At 47.6% G+C, this 22,906-nt stretch carries 24 protein-coding genes and 1 pseudogene; 11 read left to right on the top strand and 14 right to left on the bottom strand.

Annotated features, from left to right (window positions below; all coding sequences use genetic code 11):
* Positions 1 to 24 precede the first annotated feature (24 nt).
* Positions 25 to 483 carry a hypothetical protein gene (locus FB479_RS17195; RefSeq protein WP_142066107.1) on the top strand — a complete coding sequence of 153 codons (459 nt, stop codon included), beginning with the start codon at positions 25 to 27 and terminating at the stop codon, positions 481 to 483.
* A gap of 207 nt (positions 484 to 690) precedes the next feature.
* Here FB479_RS17195 and tkt read toward each other — a convergent pair whose 3' ends face one another.
* Entirely contained in the window at positions 691 to 2,697 is a 2,007-nt protein-coding gene (tkt, locus tag FB479_RS17200) for a transketolase (RefSeq protein WP_142066108.1), read from the bottom strand.
* A 129-nt stretch (positions 2,698 to 2,826) separates the two neighbouring features.
* Here tkt and FB479_RS17205 point away from each other — a divergent pair, with 129 nt between their 5' ends.
* Together FB479_RS17205 and FB479_RS17210 are read left to right on the top strand one after the other, a co-directional pair.
* Positions 2,827 to 2,985 carry a hypothetical protein gene (locus FB479_RS17205; protein ID WP_232030333.1) on the top strand — a complete coding sequence of 53 codons (159 nt, stop codon included), beginning with the start codon at positions 2,827 to 2,829 and terminating at the stop codon, positions 2,983 to 2,985.
* Positions 2,986 to 2,997: 12 nt separating this feature from the next.
* A complete protein-coding gene (locus FB479_RS17210) occupies positions 2,998 to 3,459 on the top strand; it encodes an NUDIX hydrolase (protein ID WP_106654458.1) in 462 nt (153 codons plus the stop codon).
* Positions 3,460 to 3,546: 87 nt separating this feature from the next.
* On the opposite strand, the gene FB479_RS17215 is transcribed toward FB479_RS17210, so the two are convergent.
* The 5 genes and pseudogenes from FB479_RS17215 to FB479_RS17235 form a co-directional block, all read right to left on the bottom strand.
* Positions 3,547 to 4,134 (bottom strand): DedA family protein, encoded by a 588-nt coding sequence (locus tag FB479_RS17215; RefSeq protein ID WP_142066110.1) that lies wholly within the window; start codon positions 4,132 to 4,134, stop codon positions 3,547 to 3,549.
* 224 nt (positions 4,135 to 4,358) lie between these two features.
* Positions 4,359 to 4,754 carry a hypothetical protein gene (locus tag FB479_RS17220; RefSeq protein WP_106654456.1) on the bottom strand — a complete coding sequence of 132 codons (396 nt, stop codon included), beginning with the start codon at positions 4,752 to 4,754 and terminating at the stop codon, positions 4,359 to 4,361.
* An 868-nt stretch (positions 4,755 to 5,622) separates the two neighbouring features.
* Positions 5,623 to 6,039: pseudogene (locus FB479_RS31275) on the bottom strand (DUF4280 domain-containing protein); the annotation flags it as partial.
* A 248-nt stretch (positions 6,040 to 6,287) separates the two neighbouring features.
* Positions 6,288 to 6,494 (bottom strand): YqgQ family protein, encoded by a 207-nt coding sequence (locus FB479_RS17230; protein WP_142066111.1) that lies wholly within the window; start codon positions 6,492 to 6,494, stop codon positions 6,288 to 6,290.
* The gene (locus tag FB479_RS17235) at positions 6,491 to 6,889 is read right to left on the bottom strand and encodes a hypothetical protein (protein ID WP_142066112.1); all 399 of its coding nucleotides are present in this window, start codon (positions 6,887 to 6,889) and stop codon (positions 6,491 to 6,493) included. Before FB479_RS17235 ends, FB479_RS17230 begins: the two co-directional genes overlap by 4 nt.
* 22 nt (positions 6,890 to 6,911) lie before the next feature.
* On the opposite strand from FB479_RS17235, the gene FB479_RS17240 reads away from it, so the two are divergent.
* Positions 6,912 to 8,249: an MFS transporter gene (locus FB479_RS17240; protein ID WP_370511692.1), complete on the top strand. Its 1,338-nt coding sequence runs from the start codon at positions 6,912 to 6,914 to the stop codon at positions 8,247 to 8,249.
* A 64-nt stretch (positions 8,250 to 8,313) separates the two neighbouring features.
* Here the strand turns inward: FB479_RS17240 and abc-f are convergent, their stop codons facing one another.
* The 4 genes from abc-f to FB479_RS17260 all read right to left on the bottom strand — a co-directional run bounded on the left by abc-f (position 8,314) and on the right by FB479_RS17260 (position 12,945).
* Complete coding sequence (gene abc-f / locus FB479_RS17245; protein WP_142066114.1) at positions 8,314 to 10,239, bottom strand: ribosomal protection-like ABC-F family protein; 1,926 nt, start codon at positions 10,237 to 10,239, stop codon at positions 8,314 to 8,316.
* A 455-nt stretch (positions 10,240 to 10,694) separates the two neighbouring features.
* On the bottom strand, positions 10,695 to 11,492 hold the full coding sequence (locus FB479_RS17250) for a stalk domain-containing protein (RefSeq protein WP_142066115.1): 798 nt from the start codon (positions 11,490 to 11,492) through the stop codon (positions 10,695 to 10,697).
* A 99-nt stretch (positions 11,493 to 11,591) separates the two neighbouring features.
* On the bottom strand, positions 11,592 to 12,530 hold the full coding sequence (locus FB479_RS17255; RefSeq protein WP_047071715.1) for an AEC family transporter: 939 nt from the start codon (positions 12,528 to 12,530) through the stop codon (positions 11,592 to 11,594).
* A 13-nt stretch (positions 12,531 to 12,543) separates the two neighbouring features.
* Positions 12,544 to 12,945: a hypothetical protein gene (locus FB479_RS17260; RefSeq protein WP_142066116.1), complete on the bottom strand. Its 402-nt coding sequence runs from the start codon at positions 12,943 to 12,945 to the stop codon at positions 12,544 to 12,546.
* A gap of 806 nt (positions 12,946 to 13,751) precedes the next feature.
* On the opposite strand from FB479_RS17260, the gene FB479_RS17265 reads away from it, so the two are divergent.
* The 5 genes from FB479_RS17265 to FB479_RS17285 all read left to right on the top strand — a co-directional run bounded on the left by FB479_RS17265 (position 13,752) and on the right by FB479_RS17285 (position 17,924).
* Positions 13,752 to 14,579: an amino acid ABC transporter substrate-binding protein gene (locus FB479_RS17265; protein WP_142066117.1), complete on the top strand. Its 828-nt coding sequence runs from the start codon at positions 13,752 to 13,754 to the stop codon at positions 14,577 to 14,579.
* Between the two features lie 176 nt (positions 14,580 to 14,755).
* Entirely contained in the window at positions 14,756 to 15,589 is an 834-nt protein-coding gene (locus FB479_RS17270) for an amino acid ABC transporter substrate-binding protein (RefSeq protein WP_106654449.1), read from the top strand.
* Complete coding sequence (locus tag FB479_RS17275) at positions 15,576 to 16,271, top strand: amino acid ABC transporter permease (protein WP_106654448.1); 696 nt, start codon at positions 15,576 to 15,578, stop codon at positions 16,269 to 16,271. The genes FB479_RS17270 and FB479_RS17275 overlap by 14 nt, the downstream gene beginning before the upstream one ends.
* Before the next feature lie 17 nt (positions 16,272 to 16,288).
* Positions 16,289 to 17,023, top strand: a complete 735-nt coding sequence (locus tag FB479_RS17280; protein ID WP_106654447.1) for an amino acid ABC transporter ATP-binding protein — start codon at positions 16,289 to 16,291, stop codon at positions 17,021 to 17,023.
* Positions 17,024 to 17,549: 526 nt separating this feature from the next.
* Positions 17,550 to 17,924, top strand: a complete 375-nt coding sequence (locus FB479_RS17285) for a YybH family protein (RefSeq protein ID WP_106654446.1) — start codon at positions 17,550 to 17,552, stop codon at positions 17,922 to 17,924.
* An 89-nt stretch (positions 17,925 to 18,013) separates the two neighbouring features.
* Here the strand turns inward: FB479_RS17285 and FB479_RS17290 are convergent, their stop codons facing one another.
* Entirely contained in the window at positions 18,014 to 18,784 is a 771-nt protein-coding gene (locus tag FB479_RS17290) for an ANT(4')-I family aminoglycoside nucleotidyltransferase (protein ID WP_142066118.1), read from the bottom strand.
* 165 nt (positions 18,785 to 18,949) lie between these two features.
* Complete coding sequence (locus tag FB479_RS17295) at positions 18,950 to 19,873, bottom strand: LysR family transcriptional regulator (RefSeq protein WP_142066119.1); 924 nt, start codon at positions 19,871 to 19,873, stop codon at positions 18,950 to 18,952.
* Between the two features lie 145 nt (positions 19,874 to 20,018).
* Between FB479_RS17295 and FB479_RS17300 the strand changes: the two genes are divergently transcribed.
* Complete coding sequence (locus tag FB479_RS17300; RefSeq protein ID WP_142066120.1) at positions 20,019 to 20,501, top strand: DinB family protein; 483 nt, start codon at positions 20,019 to 20,021, stop codon at positions 20,499 to 20,501.
* 42 nt (positions 20,502 to 20,543) lie between these two features.
* On the opposite strand, the gene FB479_RS17305 is transcribed toward FB479_RS17300, so the two are convergent.
* The gene (locus FB479_RS17305) at positions 20,544 to 21,095 is read right to left on the bottom strand and encodes a nitroreductase family protein (protein WP_185746385.1); all 552 of its coding nucleotides are present in this window, start codon (positions 21,093 to 21,095) and stop codon (positions 20,544 to 20,546) included.
* Positions 21,096 to 21,252: 157 nt separating this feature from the next.
* Here FB479_RS17305 and FB479_RS17310 point away from each other — a divergent pair, with 157 nt between their 5' ends.
* Complete coding sequence (locus FB479_RS17310) at positions 21,253 to 21,969, top strand: GDSL-type esterase/lipase family protein (RefSeq protein ID WP_142066122.1); 717 nt, start codon at positions 21,253 to 21,255, stop codon at positions 21,967 to 21,969.
* Positions 21,970 to 22,013: 44 nt separating this feature from the next.
* Here FB479_RS17310 and FB479_RS17315 read toward each other — a convergent pair whose 3' ends face one another.
* Positions 22,014 to 22,796 carry a SagB/ThcOx family dehydrogenase gene (locus FB479_RS17315; protein WP_106654440.1) on the bottom strand — a complete coding sequence of 261 codons (783 nt, stop codon included), beginning with the start codon at positions 22,794 to 22,796 and terminating at the stop codon, positions 22,014 to 22,016.
* Positions 22,797 to 22,906 lie beyond the last annotated feature (110 nt).

A 22,906-nucleotide genomic window follows, 5' to 3' on the forward strand; every position in this document is an offset into this window, starting at 1 on the left:
AATACAATTATAGAGTTATATAAATTGAACAAAATAGGTAAATATTGTATATTAAAAGAGCAACAAATCTATAAAAAAGCGAGGGGAACTTACTTGAAAAAATTCAGAATTTCTTCATCGTTTTTACTATTCACTGTATTCGCCTTGATGTTTGACTCCACATTCGCTGCTTCTAGTACAGTTACTAGTACTGCTACTGGTCACTATGTTTTCGGAAAGACTAGCTTTAAAAGCTATGTTTGGGTTAATGGTGGTAGTTATTTTAAAAACCCTTCCCTTGTATGTGTTGAACTCGGAAGCAACAGTAACATTTTTGTAGAGTATCATGATTCAAACGGTTACTACGATGGAGAATACTTGCCTGGGCCAAATTGGCAATGCGCTTACCCTTCTTTGACTGGCAACTATAAAATTAAACTTAAGAATGCTGATACTGGAAATACTGTTAATATAGTGGGAGGAGAAGTTAATTACGAAAAGTAGTACACTTATTTAGGCATTACACTGTTAGGGCTGATCCAATAGTCACTTGGAGAATTCTTCCCCACCATTCATATTTATGAGAACTAACAAAAGAACCTCTAATATCCACTTTTATAGTGGTTTTAGAGGTTCTATTACTTATAATTTGGAACTCGATCATTTAGATTTACCCTATTGGGTCAGCCCCTTTTTACTCAAGGAAACCATTTATTTCAGCAGTTTTTCTGCTTCAGCTACGACGTTTTCTACCGTGAAGCCGTATTCCTTCATGATGCGCTCACCTGGTGCAGATGCGCCAAACTGATCGATTGCGATGACCGTACCGCTATCGCCAGCGTAACGCTCCCAGCCCATTGGAGAGCCCATTTCTACTGCCACGCGCGCTTTTACAGATGGTGGAATCACAGCGTCGCGATACTCTTTCGGCTGACGCTCGAACAGGTTCCAGCTCGGCATGGAAACCACGCGTGCTTCAATACCTTTCGCGAGGAGTTGCTCACGCGCCTGCATCACGAGGGATACCTCAGATCCAGTTGCCAACAGGATGAGCTGCGGGTTTCCGCTTGGCGCGTCTGCGAGAACATACGCACCCTTGCTCACGCCTTCTGCCGCTTTCTCAATGGTCTCAGGCAGGACTGGCAGGTTTTGACGAGTCAGTACCAGCACGACTGGCTCATCTGTGCGAGATACAGCATATTTCCAAGCCTCGTTCGTCTCCACTGCATCAGACGGGCGAAGAATGGTCAAGCCTGGCATCGCACGCAAGGAAGCGAGCTGCTCAATCGGCTCATGCGTCGGACCGTCTTCACCAACCGCGATCGAGTCATGTGTAAATACGTAGACAACAGGCTGCTTCATCAGTGCAGAGAGGCGAATCGCCGGACGCAAGTAGTCGGAGAACACGAAGAACGTACCGCCGTAAACTTTCACGCCACCGTGGAGAGCCATACCGTTGAGGGCTGCCCCCATCGCGAATTCGCGAACACCAAACCAAATATTGCGGCCATCATAAGAACCTGGCAGGAAGTTGCCCGCTTCTTTAATCACCGTGTTGTTGGAATGTGCCAAGTCAGCGGAGCCGCCCAGGAAGAACGGAACGCTGTTTGCCAATGCATTGATCGCATTACCGGAAGCAACGCGTGTCGCAAGCTTTGCGCCAGCTTCATACGTTGGCATATGGTTGTCCCAACCAGCAGGCAGATGACCTTCTTCTGCAGTCGTAAATTGCAGCGCCAGTTCTGGATACGCTTTTGCGTAAGCAGCAAACAGGTCGCGCCAAGCAGCTTCTGCTTTTTCTCCAGCATCAGCCAAGCCTGCATAGAAATCAGTCACTTCTTGTGGTACGTGGAACTCACTTTCATGGTGCCACTCGTAGTTTGCTTTTGTCAGCTTCACTTCGTCTTTTCCAAGCGGAGCGCCGTGAGAAGAGCTGGAGCCGCCTTTGTTCGGGCTTCCGTATCCAATGACGGTTTTTACTTCGATCAAGGTAGGACGATCCAAATCTTTTTTCGCTTCTGCGATAGCCGCGTCAATGGCAGCCAGATCATTGCCGTCTTCTACGCGAATATATTGCCAACCATACGCTTGGTAGCGACCCGCTACGTTTTCAGAGAAGGAACGGGAAAGCTCGCCATCCAGAGAGATATCGTTCGAATCGTAGAGCACGATCATTTTGCCCAGTTTCAGGTGAGCAGCCAGGGAAGAAGCCTCGCTGGATACACCCTCCATCAGGTCACCATCGCCGCAGATTACGTATGTGTAATGGTCAACGATGTCAAAATTGTCACGGTTGTAAACAGCTGCCATGTGCTTTTCAGCCATCGCCATACCGACAGCCATCGCGATCCCTTGTCCCAAAGGACCCGTTGTCGCGTCAACACCCGCGGTGTGACCAAACTCAGGGTGACCAGGCGTTTTGCTGCCCCATTGACGGAAGTTATGTAGGTCTTCCAGTGAAACATCGTATTTCATCAAATGCAACATCGAGTATAATAGCATAGAGCCATGTCCTGCTGAGAGGACAAAACGGTCACGGTCAATCCATTTTGGATTGCTCGGATTTACTTTCATAAAGCGGCTCCACAGTACATGTGCCATAGGGGCTGCACCCATCGGCATTCCCGGGTGACCGGAATTCGCCTTCTCGATGGCATCAATCGCCAACGTGCGGATGGTATTAATGGATAGCTGATCAACAGACGTATGCTGAGTCATCTCGCAAAATCCTCCCTGCGTTTTCTAGAAATTACTACCGAGAATCAGGTAAAAACACACTGTGCCATTATAGCATAGTTCCCATTCATAATCATGTTCGCTTTGCATGAATTAAGGAGGTCTTTTTCAATGAATTGGTTTTATCTTACAATTGGAATCGTATTGGGTGCTGCTGGAATTATTATGCTGCTTATGGCCTTGACCAGCTCGCCTATTTTGAAAAAAAACAGACTGGAACGGCGTAGAAAGGCTGCCGAGAATCATCGTCCGGAAGAATATCATCAATAGAGGAGAATCCGCATGCAGAAAGAGCGCTTCGCCATGCAGGTAGCCGTTCACCTTTTCCTGGTGAAGGATGCGCAAGTCTTGTTATTACGCCGCTACAATACCGGCTACGAAGACGGCAATTACAGTGTTCCCGCTGGACATCTGGACGGGAATGAAGAAGTGAAGACAGCCGCGATCCGCGAGGCCAAAGAAGAATGCGGAATTGACATCGATCCAGCGAGCTTGGAGATTGTAGGCGTCATGCATCGTCGCTCCAATGATGAGCGTATCGATTTTTTTGTTACTGCCACAAAATGGCGCGGAGAAATTATCAATGCCGAGCCAAATAAATGCGATGAGCTCGTATGGGTGGACATGGATAAATTACCCCCGAACGTCATTCCTTATGTGAGACAGGCTCTCTCGAACTTTAGACGAAAGCAGTGGTTTGACAGCTTTGGCTGGGAGACTGCATTCGAGTTGAAGAAGCAATAAAAAGCAACCCCATCCACCAAAAGCAGGCGCCTGCCATCCAACATGTTCATGGACAGATAGGCGCCGTACTTTAGGAATTCGTAAAGATTAAGAAACAGGAGGTTGCTTATTCGTTCTAGGTTCTTTCATTCCACCGAGACGCTGCAGCTGGCAAATCATGAGGAACGAAAACCCTGCGAAACAAACGATCGTCAATGTAATTTTGCTATATTGATAAACGCCAGCAACCATTATTTCCAGTTGATCGGAGAACCAATAGCCCGCTACAAAGTAATGCATGGTCCAAATGATACTGCTCGGCAAAAAGAATAGGAGGAACTGCCGAAACGGCATTCGGTTGGCACCGGCGAGAATAGGCACGATATGACGAATAATCGGAAGAAAGATACCAAAAGCAAGCAACCAGCCCATTGACCCGCGCAATGCAGACAGTAAATCAGCACGCAAGCCCAGATTCCGGCTCATCCAGCCAAATGCCTTCGCTCCCAGTAAGTACCCCGTACAAGAAACGATGAAAAAAATGGGGTATATGACGGCAAATGCTGTAAAAAAGTCCGCTCCTGTATTGGCAATCTGCGCCCCCACGGTCATCACCGTAATCTCATCAGGAATAAATTTTCCCAGCATGCCTGTAACCATCTCCCAGAATAGCTCGTAATACCCTGTAAACTCCACCTGCGTCGCCTCCTTTCTCTCTGCCCTCTATCCTAACGGGTAAACCTTTCAAAAGAAGACAGAAATCCTTAAGAAAAGGATAAGTATTTCTGAAGAATTTCTTACGAAGCGCAAAAAAGCTCATTTCTCCTTTGTGTTTAAAGTAGAATGAGCTCCTTAAGTGAATTGAACGATCTTGCTATTAAAATTGGAAAACTGGTCAACACAAAATGATAGAAATTCAGTTATTCGTACACAATAAACACTCTATTTCCACTTTGAATTGCTTGCTGTAAAAAGCTAATAATATCCATTGTAATAGCCGGGAGTACTGGAATAATATTACTTGATTCATTTTCTGTAACTTTCTTAACATCAAATAGTTTAAACAATTGTACTGCTTTTTCAACATCTTTGATTTCCCAAGGGCTTTCTTCATACCATCCTTCATGAACGTAATATTCATGTAAAATTCCATCTTGAACGGAAGTCTGTTGAACCAAGCAATCTAGCAATAATTCAAAATACCCATTCCAAAGCTTGAGCACTTGCACTTCATTTGATTTTTCATACATAAAGATTATCTCAGGCTCTCCTTCAAACCCAACATAATATAAATCATTTATCACTTCTGATTTCATAATATTACTCCTTCCAATGACCTTGATCTAATATTCTTACTTGTTCAGGTGTAGCGGTTCCCGCTTTTCTAGCAGCTATTGCTTCATACCATTTGTACCCTTCCACCCATTCATTTTCTCCAATTTTATAAAATGACTTTGGTTTTTGTCCTCCACTACCAGGAATAGTTCTTTGAATTACCCAAGTGTTTCCTTGATCAACAGGCGCTCCAGAGGTTCTTGTATGCCACCTGACTTCATACTTATATGTCCCGTCATTCCACTTGTAAGTTATTTGTTCGTAGCCATCGTTCATAGACTTTGCTTTCATATTTGCATTTTCAGGTATTTCGATTGGTGCATTCTTTCTATACTCTTTTGCTATATTCAGTTGTTGCTCTTCACCCATCTCGGAAAATTTAGTATTTTTATTAATATCAACCTTCCTCTTATTTACATTCGCTAACCCATCCCATAAATCCGCAGCATTTTTACTTCTTCCCACCGTAAGTGCCGCAAAAACAATCCCACCGACTGCATCTGCATCGGCAAGGTTTAACTGATCATCCCGCAACGTATCCAAGTCTTCCTGTATCGGCTTAACATAGCTTTCTTGCACAAACAGATTTACACCTTTAGGTAAATCCTCTGCCGCCTTCTGCAAACCTTTCGGCAAATCATTTGCGGCTTTCTCCAAAGCTCCCGGCAGCTCACTTGCCGCTTTTTGCATTGCAGCAGGAACATCTCCCAGCTTTGATATTCCTTTGACGAAGTTGTCCCACATGGTTGGCTTTTCCTGTGGCTTCTCGCAAGCTGGTCCTTGTCCAAAACTGGCATCTGAAGGCCCACTGTTAGCTGACGATTGATTCCCTATCGTTACACCACCCAAATCCTGCCCATCGTCTTCAATCTTGATCAGTCCGCAATGGAAACACATATTCGTGGATTTGTTCAGCAATGCGGGGTGTCCACCAACCATTTTGTCCGGCTTGCCATCTATCCATGGCATGGTCATTACAGGTGTGCACGGCATCGGCGTTAGTACACCATTATTTGCTGCGGTGGCAGAAGCGACAGCGGGATTCTTCAAGTTGTTGCACTTTCCAAATGGCATGATATTTATGTTGGGAACGAAGTCCATGATATTCATTTGCGGCTTCCCTTTTACAAAAACACCATGACTGAACGGCATCTTCAGCCGACTTAACCGACTTCCGCTGCTGCATGACAAAATAGCCCCAACAACCACATAGCTCTTGCGTTCCGCACTCGATTTTTGGATGGAGATACCTTCAATATTGGGCATACAGTCTCCTCCTCTCTGTAAGGTTCCTATACAGATGGAAGATGCTCGTGCTAATAGATGAAGACCAATATCCATTCTATATATAAAAAGGAAATAATACCCACAAGGTAGGTATCGGACACTGGACTGATCAAAAAAATAGGTATAAAGTTCCAAAATTACATTCACATGCGGATATGAACACAAAAAAACGTGTTTACCATCTCCCGCATACACACGGCTTGGCAAACACGTTCTTACTCTCTATTCTAATCTCTTCCCTCAGCCTTACGCTTGCTGCGCAACGCTGACATGGCTTCAATGAACTCTTCCTTGTCAATGACATTCAGCTCATATAGCTCCCGAATTTCATCTTCTATCAACAGCAAATCTCCTTCAGGATCGCCTGTATAAATAACCAATCCGAAACGGTGCAGAAACGCCTTCAAATCGAATTCATTCGGGTTTATTTTCAATGAGCTCCCTCCAGATCGATTTCCATCCTTGCGAGGACGGCATCGTAATCAAACTCGACAGCAAAGCCGGTAATGACGATGATCTTCGCGTATGGATACGCTTCTTGCCACGCCTCCTCCTCTTCCGGTTTCAATCCGACGATATACAAAGGGTCGGCAGACAGCTGTGAATGTTCTTGACACAAGCGTAAAAACTCCTTGCATCTCTCCTGTTCGACAGCCGCATTCAGAACGAGGACAGCTCGGTCAACTTCTCCGGACTCTCTTTGTTTAGCCAGCAACTCAAACGTTTTGACCGAAGGCACAATGGCATTGATCTCAGGAAAACGATCGAGCACTTCATCCAGCCAATCATCTTCATGCCAGGCCAGGTAGTAAAGCATCGCAGTAGACATGTAACAAACACCTCATGGATATATACTTGACAATATAGGTAGCCATTCTTATTTCTTTTCTATTATAGCACGACTCGCGCTAACTGCCCACGTTGCTGGCTTGACTTCGCCTTTTCCTTCACGTAAGGTGGAAAAAGCAAACAATCCGCTTGAACAGATTTTTGTGCGAAAAGAGGTAGACGTAGTGAATAAGAAGCACCTTGCCCTCTTGTTCTTTATTGCATTTTTCATCATGCTCGGCTTTGGCATTATTATCCCCATTCTTCCCTTTTTCGCGGAAAAATTGGGTGCGACTTCGTTTCAAATCGGCGTGCTTTTTGCCAGCTACAATATTATGCAGCTGGTGTTTGCACCGATTTGGGGAGCACTTTCAGACAGAATCGGGCGAAAGCCACTCATATCATTCGGGCTGTTCGGCTTTTCCATCACCTTTATCCTGTTTGGACTAGCTGACAGTTATACAGAAATGCTCCTGTATCGCATACTGGGTGGAATCGTCTCGGCTGCCGCATTGCCAACCGTAACCGCTATGGTAGCGGATCTCTTCCCTTCAGAAGAACGCGCAAAAGGGATGGGGGTCATTGGCGCCGGGATTGGACTTAGCTTTGTCTTCGGTCCGGTAATTGGTGGACTGCTCAGTGAATTCGGCTTTGCCGTTCCCTTCTACGCTTCGGGTATCGTGGCGTTGCTTACGTTTTTCCTGATCCTGTTTGCCTTGCCAGAGAGCTTGCCGAAAGAAAAACGGGCGAATCTGCAAAAAGAACAGCGGCAAAATCCGCTTGTCTCTTTGTTCGGCTCCATGTCCTTGCTGTACGGTATTTTGTTCACTGTCTCCTTTGCTTTTTCCGGATTGGAAACGACTTTTGCCCTGTACATAAGTGATTTGTACGGCTTTACCTCCAAAGACCTCGGCTATATGTTTCTCGTCATGGGCTTGATCGCTGCCGCGGTACAAGGTGGGCTGATCGGAAGAATGGTCAAGCAGCTAGGGGAAGCAAGTGTCCTCGTCATTGGGATGATTCTTTACGGCATTGGCTTTTTCGCCATTCCGCTGTCGGGTAACTTTTGGGTGCTGGCGCTGATCCTCTCGTTGTTCGGAGCGGGACAAGGGATGATCAGAGCGACCGCCACAGCAATGATCACCCAACGGACGACGCAAGGCCAAGGCGTGACGAGTGGAGCAATCAGCTCGATGGACAGCCTTGGACGTATCTTGGGTCCATTAGCTGGTGGAGCGGTTTACCAAGTCTCCCACAGCGGTCCGTTCTTCCTCGGAGGGGTCTTGATGGTATTGCTCCTCCTCTGGTTCGTCAGCAGCTATCGTCGCCTGCCAGAACCAAGCACACAAGCACAATCGTAAGCTATGCAAAAAGAAGCACCGCCAGCTTTCAACTATTTGCTGGCGGTGCTATTTTTATTGCAGCCTACTGTTCCTGTAGCTCCATCCACGCCGAAAAGGTTACATCTATCTCCAGCTGCACCTGATCGATCGCTTGTTGCCAAGCTACTAACTGCTCGTAATCGACTCCTTCACTCTGGAGCAAGGCCGTCAGTTCACCTTTTCTTCCTTCTAATGACGCTATTTTTTGTTCAAGCTCTGCCAGCTTGTATGAATTCGGACGTTTGGCTGTCGCATTCGTCACGACCGTCTCTTGGACTTGCTTGACCGCTGGCTGCTTTCGCTCTATTTCCTCCGGCTTACTGGCACGAGCACCGATCCTCTGTTTTTGCTTTTCCCTTGCTTCCTCATACGAACCCACATCGTGAACCAGCCGCTTATTTTCCACCCAAAACACACCATCTACCATCTTTTGCAGGAAATAGCGATCATGCGAGATGATAAACAAAGACCCGCGAAAATCCGCCAGCGCTTCCTCCAATGTTTCTCGAGCTTCAATATCCAGATGGTTGGTCGGTTCATCCAGAATGAGCAGGTTGATTTCCTGATGCATCATTTGGGCCAAGCGCAGTCGCATCCGCTCTCCGCCACTTAGCTGCCCGATCCGCTTGAAAACTTGTTCGCCGTAAAACATAAACCGTGCCAGCAAATGTCTTGCTTCCGGCTCCGTCACTCTGGCTACTTCACGGAAAACGTCAATCAGCCGCTGGTTTTGATCCCCTTCCAAAGCTTGCTGTGACAAGTAGCCTACCTTAACGCTGCTGCCAACTTTAAGCGTACCTGCGTCTGGCTCAACCTCTCCCAGCAGCATGCGAATCAGCGTAGATTTCCCGCAGCCATTTGGTCCAAGCAGCGCTTTTCGCTCGCCATAGCGCAATAAAAAGCTAGCGTCCGCAAACAACTGTTTTCCTCCAAATGTTTTCTGTACCCCCGTCGCTTTCAGCACATCCTGCCCGCTTCGGTCGGTTTTCATAAACTGCAAGCCCATGCGATCCGCTTCCATTTTCGGTCGCTCGATACGCTCAATCCGCGCCAGCGCTTTTTCCATGCTTTTTGCCCTTCGGTGAAAAGCCTCGTTCGGCGGATTGGAGCGATTGCCCCACTCCTTGAGCCTTTTGATCGTCTCTTTCATTTTCTTGATCTGCTTCTGCTGTTCCTGATAAGCGGCAAACTGGCGCAGCAAACGCTCTTCACGTTCCGTAGCGAACGCGCTGTAATTGCCGATATAGAATTCGGCTTCTCCTCCGTCCACATGATAGACAGACGTGACGACGGCATCCAAAAAATAACGGTCATGGGAGATAATTAAGATCGTCCCCTGATAATTTTTCAAAAACTCCTCTAGCCACTCCATCGACTCCACATCCAAATGGTTGGTCGGCTCATCCAAGAGCAGGACATCGCTTTGCTGGCAGAGTAGCTTTGCAAGACCAGCCTTCGTCTTTTCCCCACCGCTGAGTTGAGCAAAAGGTGTCGCTAACAGCTCAGAACTAACTCCCAAGCCCTGTGTCACCTGGGCCATTTTCGTCTCCCACTGATAGCCATCCAGTTGTTCAAATTCATCTTGCAGCTTTTGATAGCGCAGCATGAGGCGGCTTAGCTCTTGTTCATTTTCGTAAAGCAATCCCATCTGCTGCTCGAGCTCGCGCAGCTGCTCCTGCAGCTTGATGACGTCTGCAAAAGCGCTGGCTACAACATCCGCCCCCGTCCACTCAGCCGGATACTGCGGCGTTTGCGGCAGGTACGCCCATATCGTTCCTTTTGCCCGAAAAAGCTCACCAGAATCGGGGCTTTCGATACCTGCCAGCAGCTTGAACAACGTGGTTTTGCCTGCTCCATTCGGTCCGACGATCCCGACTCGTTCTCCTGCTTTTATTTCCAATGTAATATCTTGTAAAACCGGATCTGCTCCGTACGATTTCTGCAATTGCTGTGTTGCGACAATAATCATGATTATTTCCTCCTCGAAATGTGGGTAACGGTTCAAAATAATGGATTTCCTGGTGGCCCCGGCACAATGTTGAGACCACACCGCACGTGCAAGTGGACGCAAAAAAGCCGCAGGCCATTACCTGCGGCATCGTGAAAGGGACCGACCTTACGTCAGTTACCCATTATAGACAAGAACAAACCGCCCCTGATCGATGCATGGTACGCCTATGGAAACTCCGTTCAGTTGTATGCGCAAAAAAGGACAGACTGGTCCCGTTGAATGTAAAATCATGCGTCATACTGGAAGTTTCTACCACAAACCATGCTTGCAGAGTTCCGAACACGTACACACACCTCCGTTTCTCAAGGGATAGGAAATCACAACCATATCTTACATCAGGAATCACACAAAAACAAGAGGGCCTGCTAAGTACTCCTCACTAGCAGACCCTGTACGGCTTTTACCCGATTTTCTTATCGACTTCCGTTGCCTTCTGTGGCAAACAGCGGCTTCTTCGTCTCTGCATCCAGAAAAACAATCGTCGTGTAAGGTGGCAGCTTCACTTTTGCCGCCAAATACGGATAGGAAATCACTTGCGGGTACATTCTTCCCGGATCAGGCAGCGTTTGTTTGACATACACAAAAACCTGCTCCCAGCTCTGCTCGACTTTGGTTACTTGCAGTCCATAGCCAGGATTCGGTGAGGGCCCACGTGCGATGACATATAGATCTCCCTGCTTGTGAATGCCTTGCTGTTCTTTTACCGAGTCAATAAATGAACGTTCCTGTTCCGTCAGCTTATCGGCATCGACAAGCGTAAAGGCACTCTCTTCACCGGCCATCACAATTTCCACCGCCTTTTTCTCGGCATTCCACGTGATTTGATGTCCGGCCTGTTCTGCCATCCATCTCAACGGCACATACACTTGCTTATCACGCACGATTGCGCCCTGCCCATCTTGCAGCGACTTGCCATTTAACGCTACTTTTCCTGTAGCGAGTTGAAACGTCAGCGTACCTTTTGCCAGCTTCATTTCTCCATTCGTTGCATCTTGTTTCCAAGTACCTTTTAAAATCCGGCTCGCATCCTCGGCAGATACATAGGTGCGCTGCTGGACGAGAATCGGTGCTTTTGCCAAGGAAGATTGCTCTCCGTTAACCAGTATCGCAGTTGTCGCTGTTTGTGCTGTGCTAGCGCCTGCCGCGTGCACAGGGTAAGCCGCCAACATCTGAAATGTCAGTGCAACAGCCAAAATCGATTTGCCTTTCATTGTTGTTCCTCCATCCCTGATCATCATTTTCGTCATTCTTTACTTGTTAGACATAGGTTTCCTCTGATTCGTTTCACTATGACTGAGATTGGCGAGAGATTAGTGCAAAAGCCAATTTCCCATGACCAGAACAACCGGGATGGACAAGAGCGCCAGCAAGGTGGAACAAACCGTCGTCATAGCCCCCATCTCCTCATCCGCCGCATAGCGCCCGAACAAGATCGAGGCTAATGTCAGGGTGGGCATTGCTACTTGCACAAGGGAAACGCTGACGATATCGCTGTCGATTGAAAAAACGGACAAAAGAAACGCCGTCATCAGCGGAAAAACAACTAATTTAAACGCAAGTGGCATACTCAAAAGCTTCAATGACACTTGCGGTTTGTTGCGCAAAAACATAGGCAAGAGCATACCAATGTACATCATGGCTAACGGAGAGGCGAGCTTGGACAGCGTTCCAAACAGCTGCTTCACAGGCTCAGGCGGCACAAACCCGATGATGGCAGAACCGAGTCCAAATACAATCGCAATCATCGGAATGTTGATGAGTGTTTTTAACCCTTTCAAGGAAAAGCTTCCTTTTTCCTGGAGCATCATTACGCCTACTGTCCATAGCACAACATCCACGCCTGCGTCGAAAATAGCTGCCAAGAGCGCCCCTTTAGGCCCAAACAATGCCGCACAAAGCGGCAAACCGATGAAGCCTGTATTCCCCAAGCCGGACAAGAGCGCAATCTCCCGACGCTTTTTCACAGGAAGCGGAAGTGCACGCGCCCCTAACCAGCCGATAAAAATGCCCAGGCAGTTTAGGATGATCGAAATGAAGAATATTGCAAAAATTTGGTATAAAATTTGTTGATCAATGGTTGTCTGAAAGATCCCGTCTAAAATGATGCACGGCATGGCAACGTTCACAATAATCGTGATGACGAGCTGGCGGGAGTCCGCAGTCAAGGGTTGCCGGTAGCCGATTAAGCTACCGATCCCAATGATGACGGCCATGATGAGGATGGACTGCTGCAACGTTTGTAGTTCCATGCTGCCCTCCTGCCTACATTTCTACCGGAAGCCATTCGAGTCCCGTCGGCTCCCCTTTTTCACATGTTCTTAGCAAATCTCCGCACAAAGGAACAACCTGCTCAAGCGGAACACACCAGGAAAGGGGAAAGGCAACCTCACTACCCTCGATGACGAGCGTGGACATCACCGCCGATTGCTTGTCTGCCGCAAGTACAAAGTGCTGCTCAGCCGGCTCGTGTTCTTTCCATTGCACCAATACTTTGCCGTTGTTCCCGCCTGCTACGACCAAATCCACATGGTCTCCATACGCTGCGTGAACCAACGTCCGTGTGACTCCATCCAGCTGGGCGATTTCCTTCAGCACTTCATGCCAAGCTACATGCTTTTGCTCCATTCCACTTCCATCTGTATACATACGCCAGTCGTTTAACATGTTGGTTGACTCCTTTTGTCGGTGCGCTCTCCTATGAAGAACAAGCACGTCATTGCTTGTAGGCCTTTCAATTCGTACTAATTGTACGCTTCTTGACGAGGAACCTCAACCACTACTTCTGCGCCAAGTTTCCTCTCATGCACATAGCCACCGCATGAATGGAGAATCTTAAAAGAGATAACAAGTATAACGTTACTGTAGTGGTGGGGAGGAAACAGGAGAAAACGCTCAGCTTCTTGTCCCACCCGCTGTGGGATTCACTGCCCGCCTCCATGCAAAAAGCGAAACCGCGTCCAAAGTGGTCATTCCAGGTTGTAATTCAGAGGTGGACGCTTAAGGGCGTGTTTCGCTTTTTGCATTCCGTCTCGGTCGGTGTACCAAAGATCTTCGCTGTTTTCTCCTGTTTCCTCTACGAGCTTTCCGTGTTTAAACAGGCTTTTAGAGATTTAAAAGAATGGAAGAAATGTCATCAGTTACGCTAGAGAAGAACATTTCCAGACGTAGCGACTTGTGGAGTCCTACCAAGCGGAGAAGAGATTTGCGGGCAAAAGAAACGCAACGTGCCCCTACGTCGAAGCGGCTACCACTTTTGCGTTTCCCCGCAAATCCCTTCGGAGCGGACAGTCTCACCCCCCAGCAGGACGGAGCCTGGAGCCTAGACTGGAAATATTCTTCTCCTCACCGCAGCTGCATAGATCCCAATTCAAAGTAATCAAATAGGATTTAACAATTTAAACATTGACAAAGGCATGAACGACCACTACTATGAATCCATGAAATCCGATTAACATAAAGGGGATTACAACATGAAAAAAGTCATTCTGTCTACCTTACTATCTTGTCTGCTACTGGGAATGGTTGGCTGCAGCACTTCCGGTTCACCTTCTCAGCCGAATAATACGACTCCGCCTGCTGATCAAGCAGCTTCGCAAAATTTGCTGGAAAAAGTGAAAGCCGAGAAGAAACTCGTCATTGGTACGGAAGGTACATACTCTCCGTTTACGTACCATGATCAGTCGGGCAAATTGACCGGCTATGATGTAGAGGTTGTCACGGAAGTTGCCAAGCGGCTCGGTGTAGAGCCTGTATTCCAGGAAACCCAGTGGGATGCCATGTTTGCGGGGCTTGACTCCAAGCGCTTTGACGTCATTGCCAACCAGGTAGGAATCCGTCCTGATCGTCAGGAAAAATACGATTTCTCCAAGCCATATACGATTTCCCGTGCGGTTTTGGTTACACACAAGGACAACGAAACTGTCAAAGAATTTAAGGATATTAAAGGTTTGAAAGCTGGACAATCCATGACCAGCAACTACGCTGATCTCGCACGCGCCAATGAGGCAGAAATCGTCGGTGTAGACAACTTCAATCAAGCGATTGACCTGATTGCGCAAAAACGTGTGGACGTGGTGATCAACGATAATTTGTCGGTGCTTGATTTCCTGAAGCAAAAACCGGATACGCCAATCAAAGTCGTGGCGAAAAATGCAGACGGCCAACCAACCGCTTTCATGTTCCGTAAAGGAAGCACAGAACTGACTGACGCGATTAACAAGGTGCTCGATGAGATGCAGCAGGACGGCACTCTTTCCAAAATTTCCGTCAAATGGTTCGGCGAGGATATCACGAAGTAATTCTTAAACCTGAAGAAAACCTTTATCGAGGAAAACGCAAGGGGGAGCGACCGCGTTTATGCGGTAAGTTTTCATGCGCCTAAGAATTTAAATAAATTCTTAGGCGTTGACAAAATTGTCTGTCCCTTTTAGTATGATCCTATTCAATTTCACATCGGTTTAGTGGGGGTTAATTTATGAAAAAACTATTATTTTCCCTTCTCGCTTCCACTCTGTTAGTCGCATTGGCAGGTTGCGGTTCGTCTTCAACGGGACAGCCGCCGCAAAATAGTGCCGCTCCTGCCCCAACAGAAGAGAAAAAAGAACAAAACTTGTTGGAAAAAGTAAAAGCCGAAGGTAAAATTTTGATCGGAACCGAGGGCACGTACGCGCCGTTTACGTTCCACGATCAGTCTGGCAAGCTGACGGGCTATGATGTGGAGGTCGTGACAGAGGTAGCGAAGCGCATCGGTGTAGAGCCTGTTTTTCAAGAAACACAATGGGATGCGATGTTCGCTGGACTTGACTCCAAGCGCTTTGATGTCGTAGCGAATCAGGTAGGTATTCGCCCTGATCGCCAGGAAAAATACGATTTCTCCAATCCATACACCGTATCCACAGCGGTCCTCGTCACTCATAAAGACAACACGACCGTAAAAGGCTTCGAGGATATTAAAGGTCTGAAAGCAGCGCAAACACTGACGAGCAACCTCACAGATATCGCGAAGAAAAACGGAGCGGAAATCGTCGGTGTGGAAGGCTTTAACCAAGCGATTGACTTGCTTGTTTCCAAGCGTGTAGACATTACGATCAACGACGGGATTTCCCTGTTGGACTTCATGAAGCAAAAGCCTGATGTTCCTATCAAAATCATCGCAAAAGATCCGAACGTAGCGAAAAACGGCTTCCTCTTCCGCAAGGGCAGCACAGAGCTGGTTGATGCATTCAACAAAGCACTGGATGACATGGCGAAAGATGGTACCCTCGCAAAAATATCAGAGAAATGGTTTGGTGCAGATGTCTCTAAATAGCTTCTTTGAAAACCCAGAACGCCTGAACCGATGGATCGATATCGCGCAAAGCTCCTTTCTTCCTCTGTTGAAAGGAGCCTTGCTCTATTCTTTGACAATCGCCATCGCTTCCTTTTTCATTGGTCTGATCATTGCGGTTCTCACTGCGCTGGCACGTCTATCCGGCATAAAGCCACTGATTGCCATCGCGCGCTTTTATGTATCGATCATTCGCGGTACCCCTTTATTGGTCCAATTGTTCATCATTTTTTACGGCTTGCCGAGCATCGGCTTGATGATCGACCCGATACCGTCGGCAATCATCGGCTTCTCTCTCAGCGTCGGTGCCTACTCCTCCGAGGTGGTACGTGCCGCGATCTTGTCCATTCACAAAGGGCAATGGGAAGCAGCCTACTCCCTGGGGATGACCTACTGGCAAGCACTGCGCAGAGTCGTGCTCCCACAGGCAGCTCGCGTCTCCATTCCTCCTTTGTCCAACTCGTTTATTAGTTTGGTCAAGGATACTTCCCTGGCTTCAGTCGTTCTGGTACCAGAGATGTTTCGCAAAGCCCAAGAAGTCGTCGCTGCGACATATGAGCCGCTGCTGGTCTATGCGGAAGCGGCCCTTATTTACTGGGTGATTTGCTTCGTACTCTCCATTTTCCAGGATCGCATCGAAAACAAGCTGGACCGTTATGTCTAAAAAGCAGGTGAAAACGCATGATTACGATCACGGATGTGCATAAACAATTCAACACCTTACATGTACTCAAAGGCATTTCCCTCTCGGTAGAAAAAGGAAAGGTAGTCGTTATCATCGGTCCTTCTGGCTCCGGGAAAACAACCTTGCTTCGCTGCCTGAATGCACTTGAGGTTCCGACCAGCGGCAGCGTCCAGATCGGCGACGTCAAGCTGGACTTCTCCAAAAAAGTAGAGAGAACGAGTATTCCGAAGCTGCGGAAGCAGACTGGCATGGTGTTTCAAAACTACAATCTGTTCCCGCACATGACAGCCGTTGAAAATGTGATGGAGGGGCCTATCACTGTCAAAAAAGAAGACAAAGAAAAAGCGCGTGCGAAAGCCGCTGCTCTCCTGACAAAAGTAGGTCTCGGTGACAAGCTGGACCATTTTCCTGCACAGTTGTCAGGCGGACAGCAGCAGCGCGTAGGGATTGCCCGCGCACTGGCGATGGACCCGCAAGTCATGCTATTTGACGAGCCTACTTCCGCTCTCGACCCGGAGCTCGTTGGCGAAGTGTTGAAGGTGATGAAGGAGCTTGCCCAGGAAGGAATGACGATGATCGTCGTCACGCACGAGATGGGGTTTGCCCGGGAAGTTGCCGACGAGGTTATTTTCATGGACCAAGGCGTCATCGTCGAGCGAGATACACCTTCCCATTTGTTCGCACAGCCGCGTGAGGAACGCACACGTCAGTTTTTGCAGCATTTGAAGTAATGACCAGAAAAAAGACTCTGTCTCTTGTATAAGAGCACAGAGTCTTTTCTCTACTATGAAGCCTTACTCATCAAGGAAGGCAATTACGAGAAAAATGATGATGAGAATCCAAAGGAAACCGCCCCCAAAAAAGCCACCGCGATTGCAACCCATAATCTTCCTCTCCTCTCGTTGAGATCAGATGGACGCACCGATCTGCTGGCAAGGATCAGTACTGCATTCAGCTTATGACAACCGCATCTCTCCTGTATGGATGCCTGTCTATTCCAGCGATCAAAAAGGAAAAAACGGGTGCTTGCCCCTCAGCATTTATACAAAAAACCTAAAATTAACAAATGCTTCATGTTCTCTCTACTCTTCCTTAACATCAGACATCTATCATGAATGTGTCAGACCCTACGATGGACATTACGTCCTCCATTTCCGCCCGAATAGCCCCCTTCTACATCGGGCGGGCTTTTTTTCATTGCCGCAAACCTATAAAATATGGATAAATAGACCATTTTAGCGGAGAGAGGGATTATTCGTGGAAGAGTATAAACAGGCGTTAGCGCAATATATTGACGCTACTAATACACATGACTTTGCCAATGTAGAAAAAGTGCTCCATCCGAATGCCATTTACTGGTTTTCTGACAAGACTTGTACATCCATGAGCGAGATCCGCGCTTACTTTGAAAATGCATGGCATCTGATCAAGGATGAAGTCTATGGGGCTACGGATGTCCAGTGGATTGCTGTCGATCAAAGATCCGCAAGCTGTGTATATACGTATCAATATCAAGGCTATTACAACGGGGAATTCGTCACGGGAAGTGGCAGAGCCACGAATATCTTTACAAAAACAGAGACAGATGAATGGAAGCTCATTCATGAGCATTTGAGCGGCAAAGTTGAGTAAGCCCAACAACAAAAGCCTCGCTAGGAAGCAAGGCTTTCTTGGTAAGTCGAGACCCCTCGTGAAAGGGGTCTCGTATTGTTTTTTATCGACTAAAAAGGGATTCGCTCTGAATGAATCACATACTGATGCTGAGCAGCCCACTCTTGGAGACCATCCCAGAATGCTTCGCAAGCGGTAACGATTTTTGCTGGATCAGTCAAATCTCCCGCCATTACCAATCTGGCTACCTGATCGAATCCAGCCGGACGATTCGGCAATTCCAGCGCTTCCGGCAAAACCTTGGCCCCTGTCGAGTAAAGCTTCCTGTTGTGCAGCCCGATCAACATTGCACCGTATTGGGCAAACTGCATGGCCAAGTAGGGCAGATAGGTATGTGGGCCGTTTAGATTTACGTTTCGCAACTTGCCGATAAACTCGTACATTTCCCCTACGAGAATACCGTTGATTCCCTCTGTGAAATCTTCCTGCGATGGTAATTCTGCTGCTTTTTTGAACGTTTCAAAAAAGCCCTTTGGATCATATAGACTCAGCGGAGAAAAGAATGGGCCATGTGTCAGCGGCCAATCATCCTCGACAGTAGCGGCAGTGTTCAGCAAAACATCTGCACTGCATACATTGACTTCAGCCTTCCAAGGTCCCGCTGACCATTCGTAGCTAAATTCTATTTCTTCCCCTGATTCTTCTAGTACACAAAACATCTCGATATCCGAATAAGGGCCGTCTGTCCCTCGAGAAATGGAACCATACACCCCAATGGCGAGAACTTTTTCTTTGTACACTTCATGCAATCGCGCAGCAATTTCTTGGCAGGTTTGAAATCGTTCACTTCGAGAAATTTTTACAGGTCCATTCATGTTCATTGACGTCCATCTCCCTTGCTATATTTTGGGGTGAGCTGACACAAATACATGAATGGAGGACCTCGGGATTAACGGGGGACTTTTTTTGGATGCATGTAAACTTCCTCCCATCGACCAGATCGTAAGGCTCGTAATGATATGCATTTTACCAAGGAAAGGAAAATCTTACGAGTGATTTTTATTTGTGGTGGAAGCATGGGCGTTGTCGATGGCCGATTGAATATACGCTTGTAGTGTATCGATGAAGGTACGAGCGGCGAACCCCATATATTTGTCCGTGCGATAGATCAGACAGATGTCTTGGCTGGGTGTGGGACTCACGAGGTTGATGATCGCAATCCCGTCGTCGTTTACGTTTTGCAGCAATAAGCTAGGCAGGATACAGCCCCCGATCCCCTTTTTTACAAGAGTCAATAGAGACAGGAGTGTGGTCGTTTCGATATGGGGCTGCAAGCGAAAGCCTTCCTGTAGGCAATAGCGATTGATGAGCTGTCTCGCTTGATGATCTGGCGGAAACATCACCATTTTTACATCTTGAAGCTGCTCAAATTTGATTGCCTTTTCCTTGGCAAGTGGATGTGCGGTATGAACTGCCAGTGCGAACTCTTCATGAAACAGTGGAATGACAGTGATTCTCTCATCCGGCTCAGGTAAAACAGTCACGCCCAAATCAATCTCGCCGGATATGATTTGCTCCACGATTCTTGTAGACTCAATGACGGATAAGGATGTTTTCGGATACAAGCGGTGGAATTCTACAAGAAGAGCATCAAACAACAAGTCAGCATCTCCAGGCAGGACACCGATCGTGAGCGTGCCTCCTTCGTTGTTTTTCATGGCAGCAATCGCTTCTCGTGCGTAGTCGATATGGGAAAAAACATGCCGACTCTGTTCCAGCAATACCTTCCCTGCTTCCGTCAAGGCGATTCGCTTGCCCAAACGGTCAAACAGCGGGACACCCAGCTCACTCTCTAAAAACTTGATTTGCTGGCTGAGATTGGACTGCGAGGTACACAGCTTTTCTGATGCCCGGGAAAAATGCATTTCTTCACATATTGCCATAAAATACTCCAATTGCCTGAGCTCCATTGCCTCACCTCTTACGCCCATTATCATTTTTACTAATCATTCTAATCGGAAAAGCATGATTGTTGCGATTTCCCCTACGACGTACACTTTAGTTGACGGTAAGATCACTGTCAATCATAGGAAAATGATAGGGAGGTTTTGTCTCATGTCTCAAAGCATGATCACTACAGCCACATCCGTTCGTCAAATTGGCCTGCAACAGATTCCCATGATTCCTGAGGAGCTATTGGATGTTCAATCCCCCGCTTTTTCAAATACACTTCGCTGGAATATCGGCCACATCGTCTTTTGTTTTCAGCATTTCCTATCCATCGGCTTGCCCTACCAGTCCGACCTGCCCGCTTCTTACGCTACTCTTTTTCAGACGGGAACGAAGCCCTCTGACTGGACGACTGCACCACCCTCGAAAGATGAGCTGATTCACTATTTGTCTGTACAGCTAGAACTGTTGTCCTCCGTCACCCCTGCTGAGCTAGAGGCAGCTTTGCCAGCCCCCATTACAATGGGTCCCTTCCAGTTTACAACGGTTGGAGAAGTCTTTAACTTTGCCGTCATGCACGAGTCCATCCATCTGGGGATCATTTCGAGCATGGTAAAAGTCGTAGCACAGGAAGCAGCAGCAAAGTAATGGCAAAAAAACGAGACCTTCGAATGGTCTCGTTTTTTTCGTTTATTCGAACCGAGTGAACTTTTCTTCGGCAGGTGTGCGCGTGCGTGCTGCTGGTACATTTTCCTGATCGAAAAAACCGAGGTGCAGGAAACCAACGATTTTCTCTCCTGGCGCAACCCCCAAGATGGCGTGTGCCTTCGGGTCCCAGTTGTGCGCGTTTGTTTTCCAGACGACACCTAGTCCACGCTCCCATGCGAGCAACTGGAAGTTTTGAATGAGAGCAGCCGTCGCACTGAAATCTTCTTCCCATTGTTTCTGGCGCGGATCTTCTTTCATGATAACGACCAAATAAGCTGCCGGTTGGTTGTACATGTCTCTGCGCGCCTGATGGGCCTCTGGAGGATAGCAGGTGATCAACTTCTCTACAAACGCTTCTTTTTTCCCTGAAGATACAAACATAAATCTCCACGGCTCACGAACACCATGGTTTGGCGCGTACACTGCGTCATTCAACAGCTCCAGAACAAGTTCTTCGGACACAGTATCTGGTTTATAATCTTTTTTAATAGAGCGGCGCTCTCGAATGATTTTGGCAATGGACACAACGGTCACCCTCTTCTCTTAGACTTCCACACTTTGATAATGGTTATCAGTCTTATTCAGAACATATGTTATCGCTAACACTCGGCAAAATCAAGTAAGAAGTAAACGAAACTGCACACCACGCTTCCAGGGATATGGTAAACTTTTGGACGAGGAGGGATGTAGATTGGACGAACAGCGCCCAGCTCTCATAAAGCCCGGATTTTTCAGTATCGATGCGCCAGCAGACAGGCGACGCAACGAATTTGACTTTCATAATGAAGCACTGCTTTTCCACCAGCAGCCCGTCGATTTTGTTTTTTTCGGCGATTCCATCACGCATTGGTGGGATCTCGCTACCTTTTTTGGTCGGTCGGGTAAGACGATTGTGAATCGTGGAATCGGCGGTGACACAACCGAACAGGCCCGCAGACGTTTTGCCGCGGATGTCCTTCAATTGAAGCCACGTTACGTGGTGATCATGATCGGGATTAACAATACGTGGGCGTTGGATACATTCTTGCCTTCCGACCGACTGACACCCCAAGAAATTTGCCAGCAAGTGACAAGTGATGTAGAAGCAATGGTGCATGCGGCTCTCGAGCAAGGCATTCAGCCCATTCTTTGTTCCCTCTTGCCTACTTGTATGGACCGATACGCACGCAACCGTGAGCGAAACGAGCTCGTCGTCGCTATCAATGAACGTTTTCAAGCTTTTGCAAAACAAGCAGACTGTCTGTATGTCGATTATCACTCCCGCATGACGGACGCAGATGGCATCACACTGCGCAAGGAATTGGCTGACGACGGGCTTCATCCGCATGTCCTCGGCTACCAGCTCATGGCGACCGTTCTGCGCGATACACTTTCTGCACATGACATCCCACTTGGCACACCATCGTGAATGAAAAAAGGATGCGGCTTCTTATGCCCATCCTTTTTTGCTGCTTATTCCGGTCGACGGTCCGTCAGCCAATGTCCACCTGCGATTTTGCCTACTGATGCCATCAAAACAGACAAATGGGACGTGCCATCAATGCCTAAATACTCGTTCATGTCATGATCCATCCAGTGACCAATCGTCGTTACCCCTAGCCCCAGTCCGTTTGCTACCAAATGCAGGTTCTGCGACACGTGCCCGGAATCCCACCAAATATAGCGGTACGCACGCTCTTTGTATTTGTCTTTCGTGCGATCCACCATCGCTGTCCAAACAAAATTGACAGCAGCCCGTCTCGTCACCTCTTGTTCTTCCGTGAACAGATAGGCGATCTCGGATGTGTCTTCTCTCTTCAGTCCCTCCAAGCACCAATTCTGTACATCCAGGTGATACAGACCTTTCTCCAGTCCCTCCACGTTGTTAATCATCAGGTACGTCTCAATCGGATACAAGGCACCTGCAGACGGAGTCGTGCGTAATTGATAGTCTCCCATATCATCTGTGATGCCCTGTGTACCCCACAGCAGGAGATTCAATTCGTTAAGTGTCATGGGCTGCTTCAAGAAATTACGCTTGGATCTTCGATTGGCGAGGACCTCCCACAAATCCACGGACGCTGGAAACTCCGGCTTGCCCAAGTCAATGCGGGTAAATACCTCTTCATAGCGCAAATACGTCGCCGGTCTTTTGGAAAAATCGTAACGAGAGGCCCAGCCTTTTTCCAGCTCGCCCACCCGGTAAGAGGTCGCCTCGATAAATTCATTTGCAATTCGCTGCCATTCGGGATGCATCTATGTTCCTCCTCGTATTTTCTTGGTGGTGATGCCTTTTACTATACGAAGCTCTTTTCCATTAGTAAAACAATGATTTATAATATTTTTCATTAGAGAAAACTAATGAA

The organism is Brevibacillus sp. AG162 (assembly GCF_006715575.1).
GTDB lineage: Bacteria > Bacillota > Bacilli > Brevibacillales > Brevibacillaceae > Brevibacillus > Brevibacillus brevis.

What these genes read in the sequence shown, in the direction of transcription:
- FB479_RS17255 (WP_047071715.1), bottom strand. Translation starts at nt 12,530, where the DNA reads ATGGAACTACAAACGTTGCAGCAGTCCATCCTCATCATGGCCGTCATC.
- FB479_RS17210 (WP_106654458.1), top strand. Translation starts at nt 2,998, where the DNA reads ATGCAGAAAGAGCGCTTCGCCATGCAGGTAGCCGTTCACCTTTTCCTG.
- FB479_RS17315 (WP_106654440.1), bottom strand. Translation starts at nt 22,796, where the DNA reads ATGCATCCCGAATGGCAGCGAATTGCAAATGAATTTATCGAGGCGACC.
- FB479_RS17275 (WP_106654448.1), top strand. Translation starts at nt 15,576, where the DNA reads ATGTCTCTAAATAGCTTCTTTGAAAACCCAGAACGCCTGAACCGATGG.
- FB479_RS17265 (WP_142066117.1), top strand. Translation starts at nt 13,752, where the DNA reads ATGAAAAAAGTCATTCTGTCTACCTTACTATCTTGTCTGCTACTGGGA.
- FB479_RS17290 (WP_142066118.1), bottom strand. Translation starts at nt 18,784, where the DNA reads ATGAACATGAATGGACCTGTAAAAATTTCTCGAAGTGAACGATTTCAA.
- FB479_RS17295 (WP_142066119.1), bottom strand. Translation starts at nt 19,873, where the DNA reads ATGGAGCTCAGGCAATTGGAGTATTTTATGGCAATATGTGAAGAAATG.
- FB479_RS17220 (WP_106654456.1), bottom strand. Translation starts at nt 4,754, where the DNA reads ATGAAATCAGAAGTGATAAATGATTTATATTATGTTGGGTTTGAAGGA.
- FB479_RS17250 (WP_142066115.1), bottom strand. Translation starts at nt 11,492, where the DNA reads ATGAAAGGCAAATCGATTTTGGCTGTTGCACTGACATTTCAGATGTTG.
- FB479_RS17260 (WP_142066116.1), bottom strand. Translation starts at nt 12,945, where the DNA reads ATGTTAAACGACTGGCGTATGTATACAGATGGAAGTGGAATGGAGCAA.
- FB479_RS17235 (WP_142066112.1), bottom strand. Translation starts at nt 6,889, where the DNA reads ATGTCTACTGCGATGCTTTACTACCTGGCCTGGCATGAAGATGATTGG.
- abc-f (WP_142066114.1), bottom strand. Translation starts at nt 10,239, where the DNA reads ATGATTATTGTCGCAACACAGCAATTGCAGAAATCGTACGGAGCAGAT.
- tkt (WP_142066108.1), bottom strand. Translation starts at nt 2,697, where the DNA reads ATGACTCAGCATACGTCTGTTGATCAGCTATCCATTAATACCATCCGC.
- FB479_RS17205 (WP_232030333.1), top strand. Translation starts at nt 2,827, where the DNA reads ATGAATTGGTTTTATCTTACAATTGGAATCGTATTGGGTGCTGCTGGA.
- FB479_RS17280 (WP_106654447.1), top strand. Translation starts at nt 16,289, where the DNA reads ATGATTACGATCACGGATGTGCATAAACAATTCAACACCTTACATGTA.
- FB479_RS17300 (WP_142066120.1), top strand. Translation starts at nt 20,019, where the DNA reads ATGTCTCAAAGCATGATCACTACAGCCACATCCGTTCGTCAAATTGGC.
- FB479_RS17270 (WP_106654449.1), top strand. Translation starts at nt 14,756, where the DNA reads ATGAAAAAACTATTATTTTCCCTTCTCGCTTCCACTCTGTTAGTCGCA.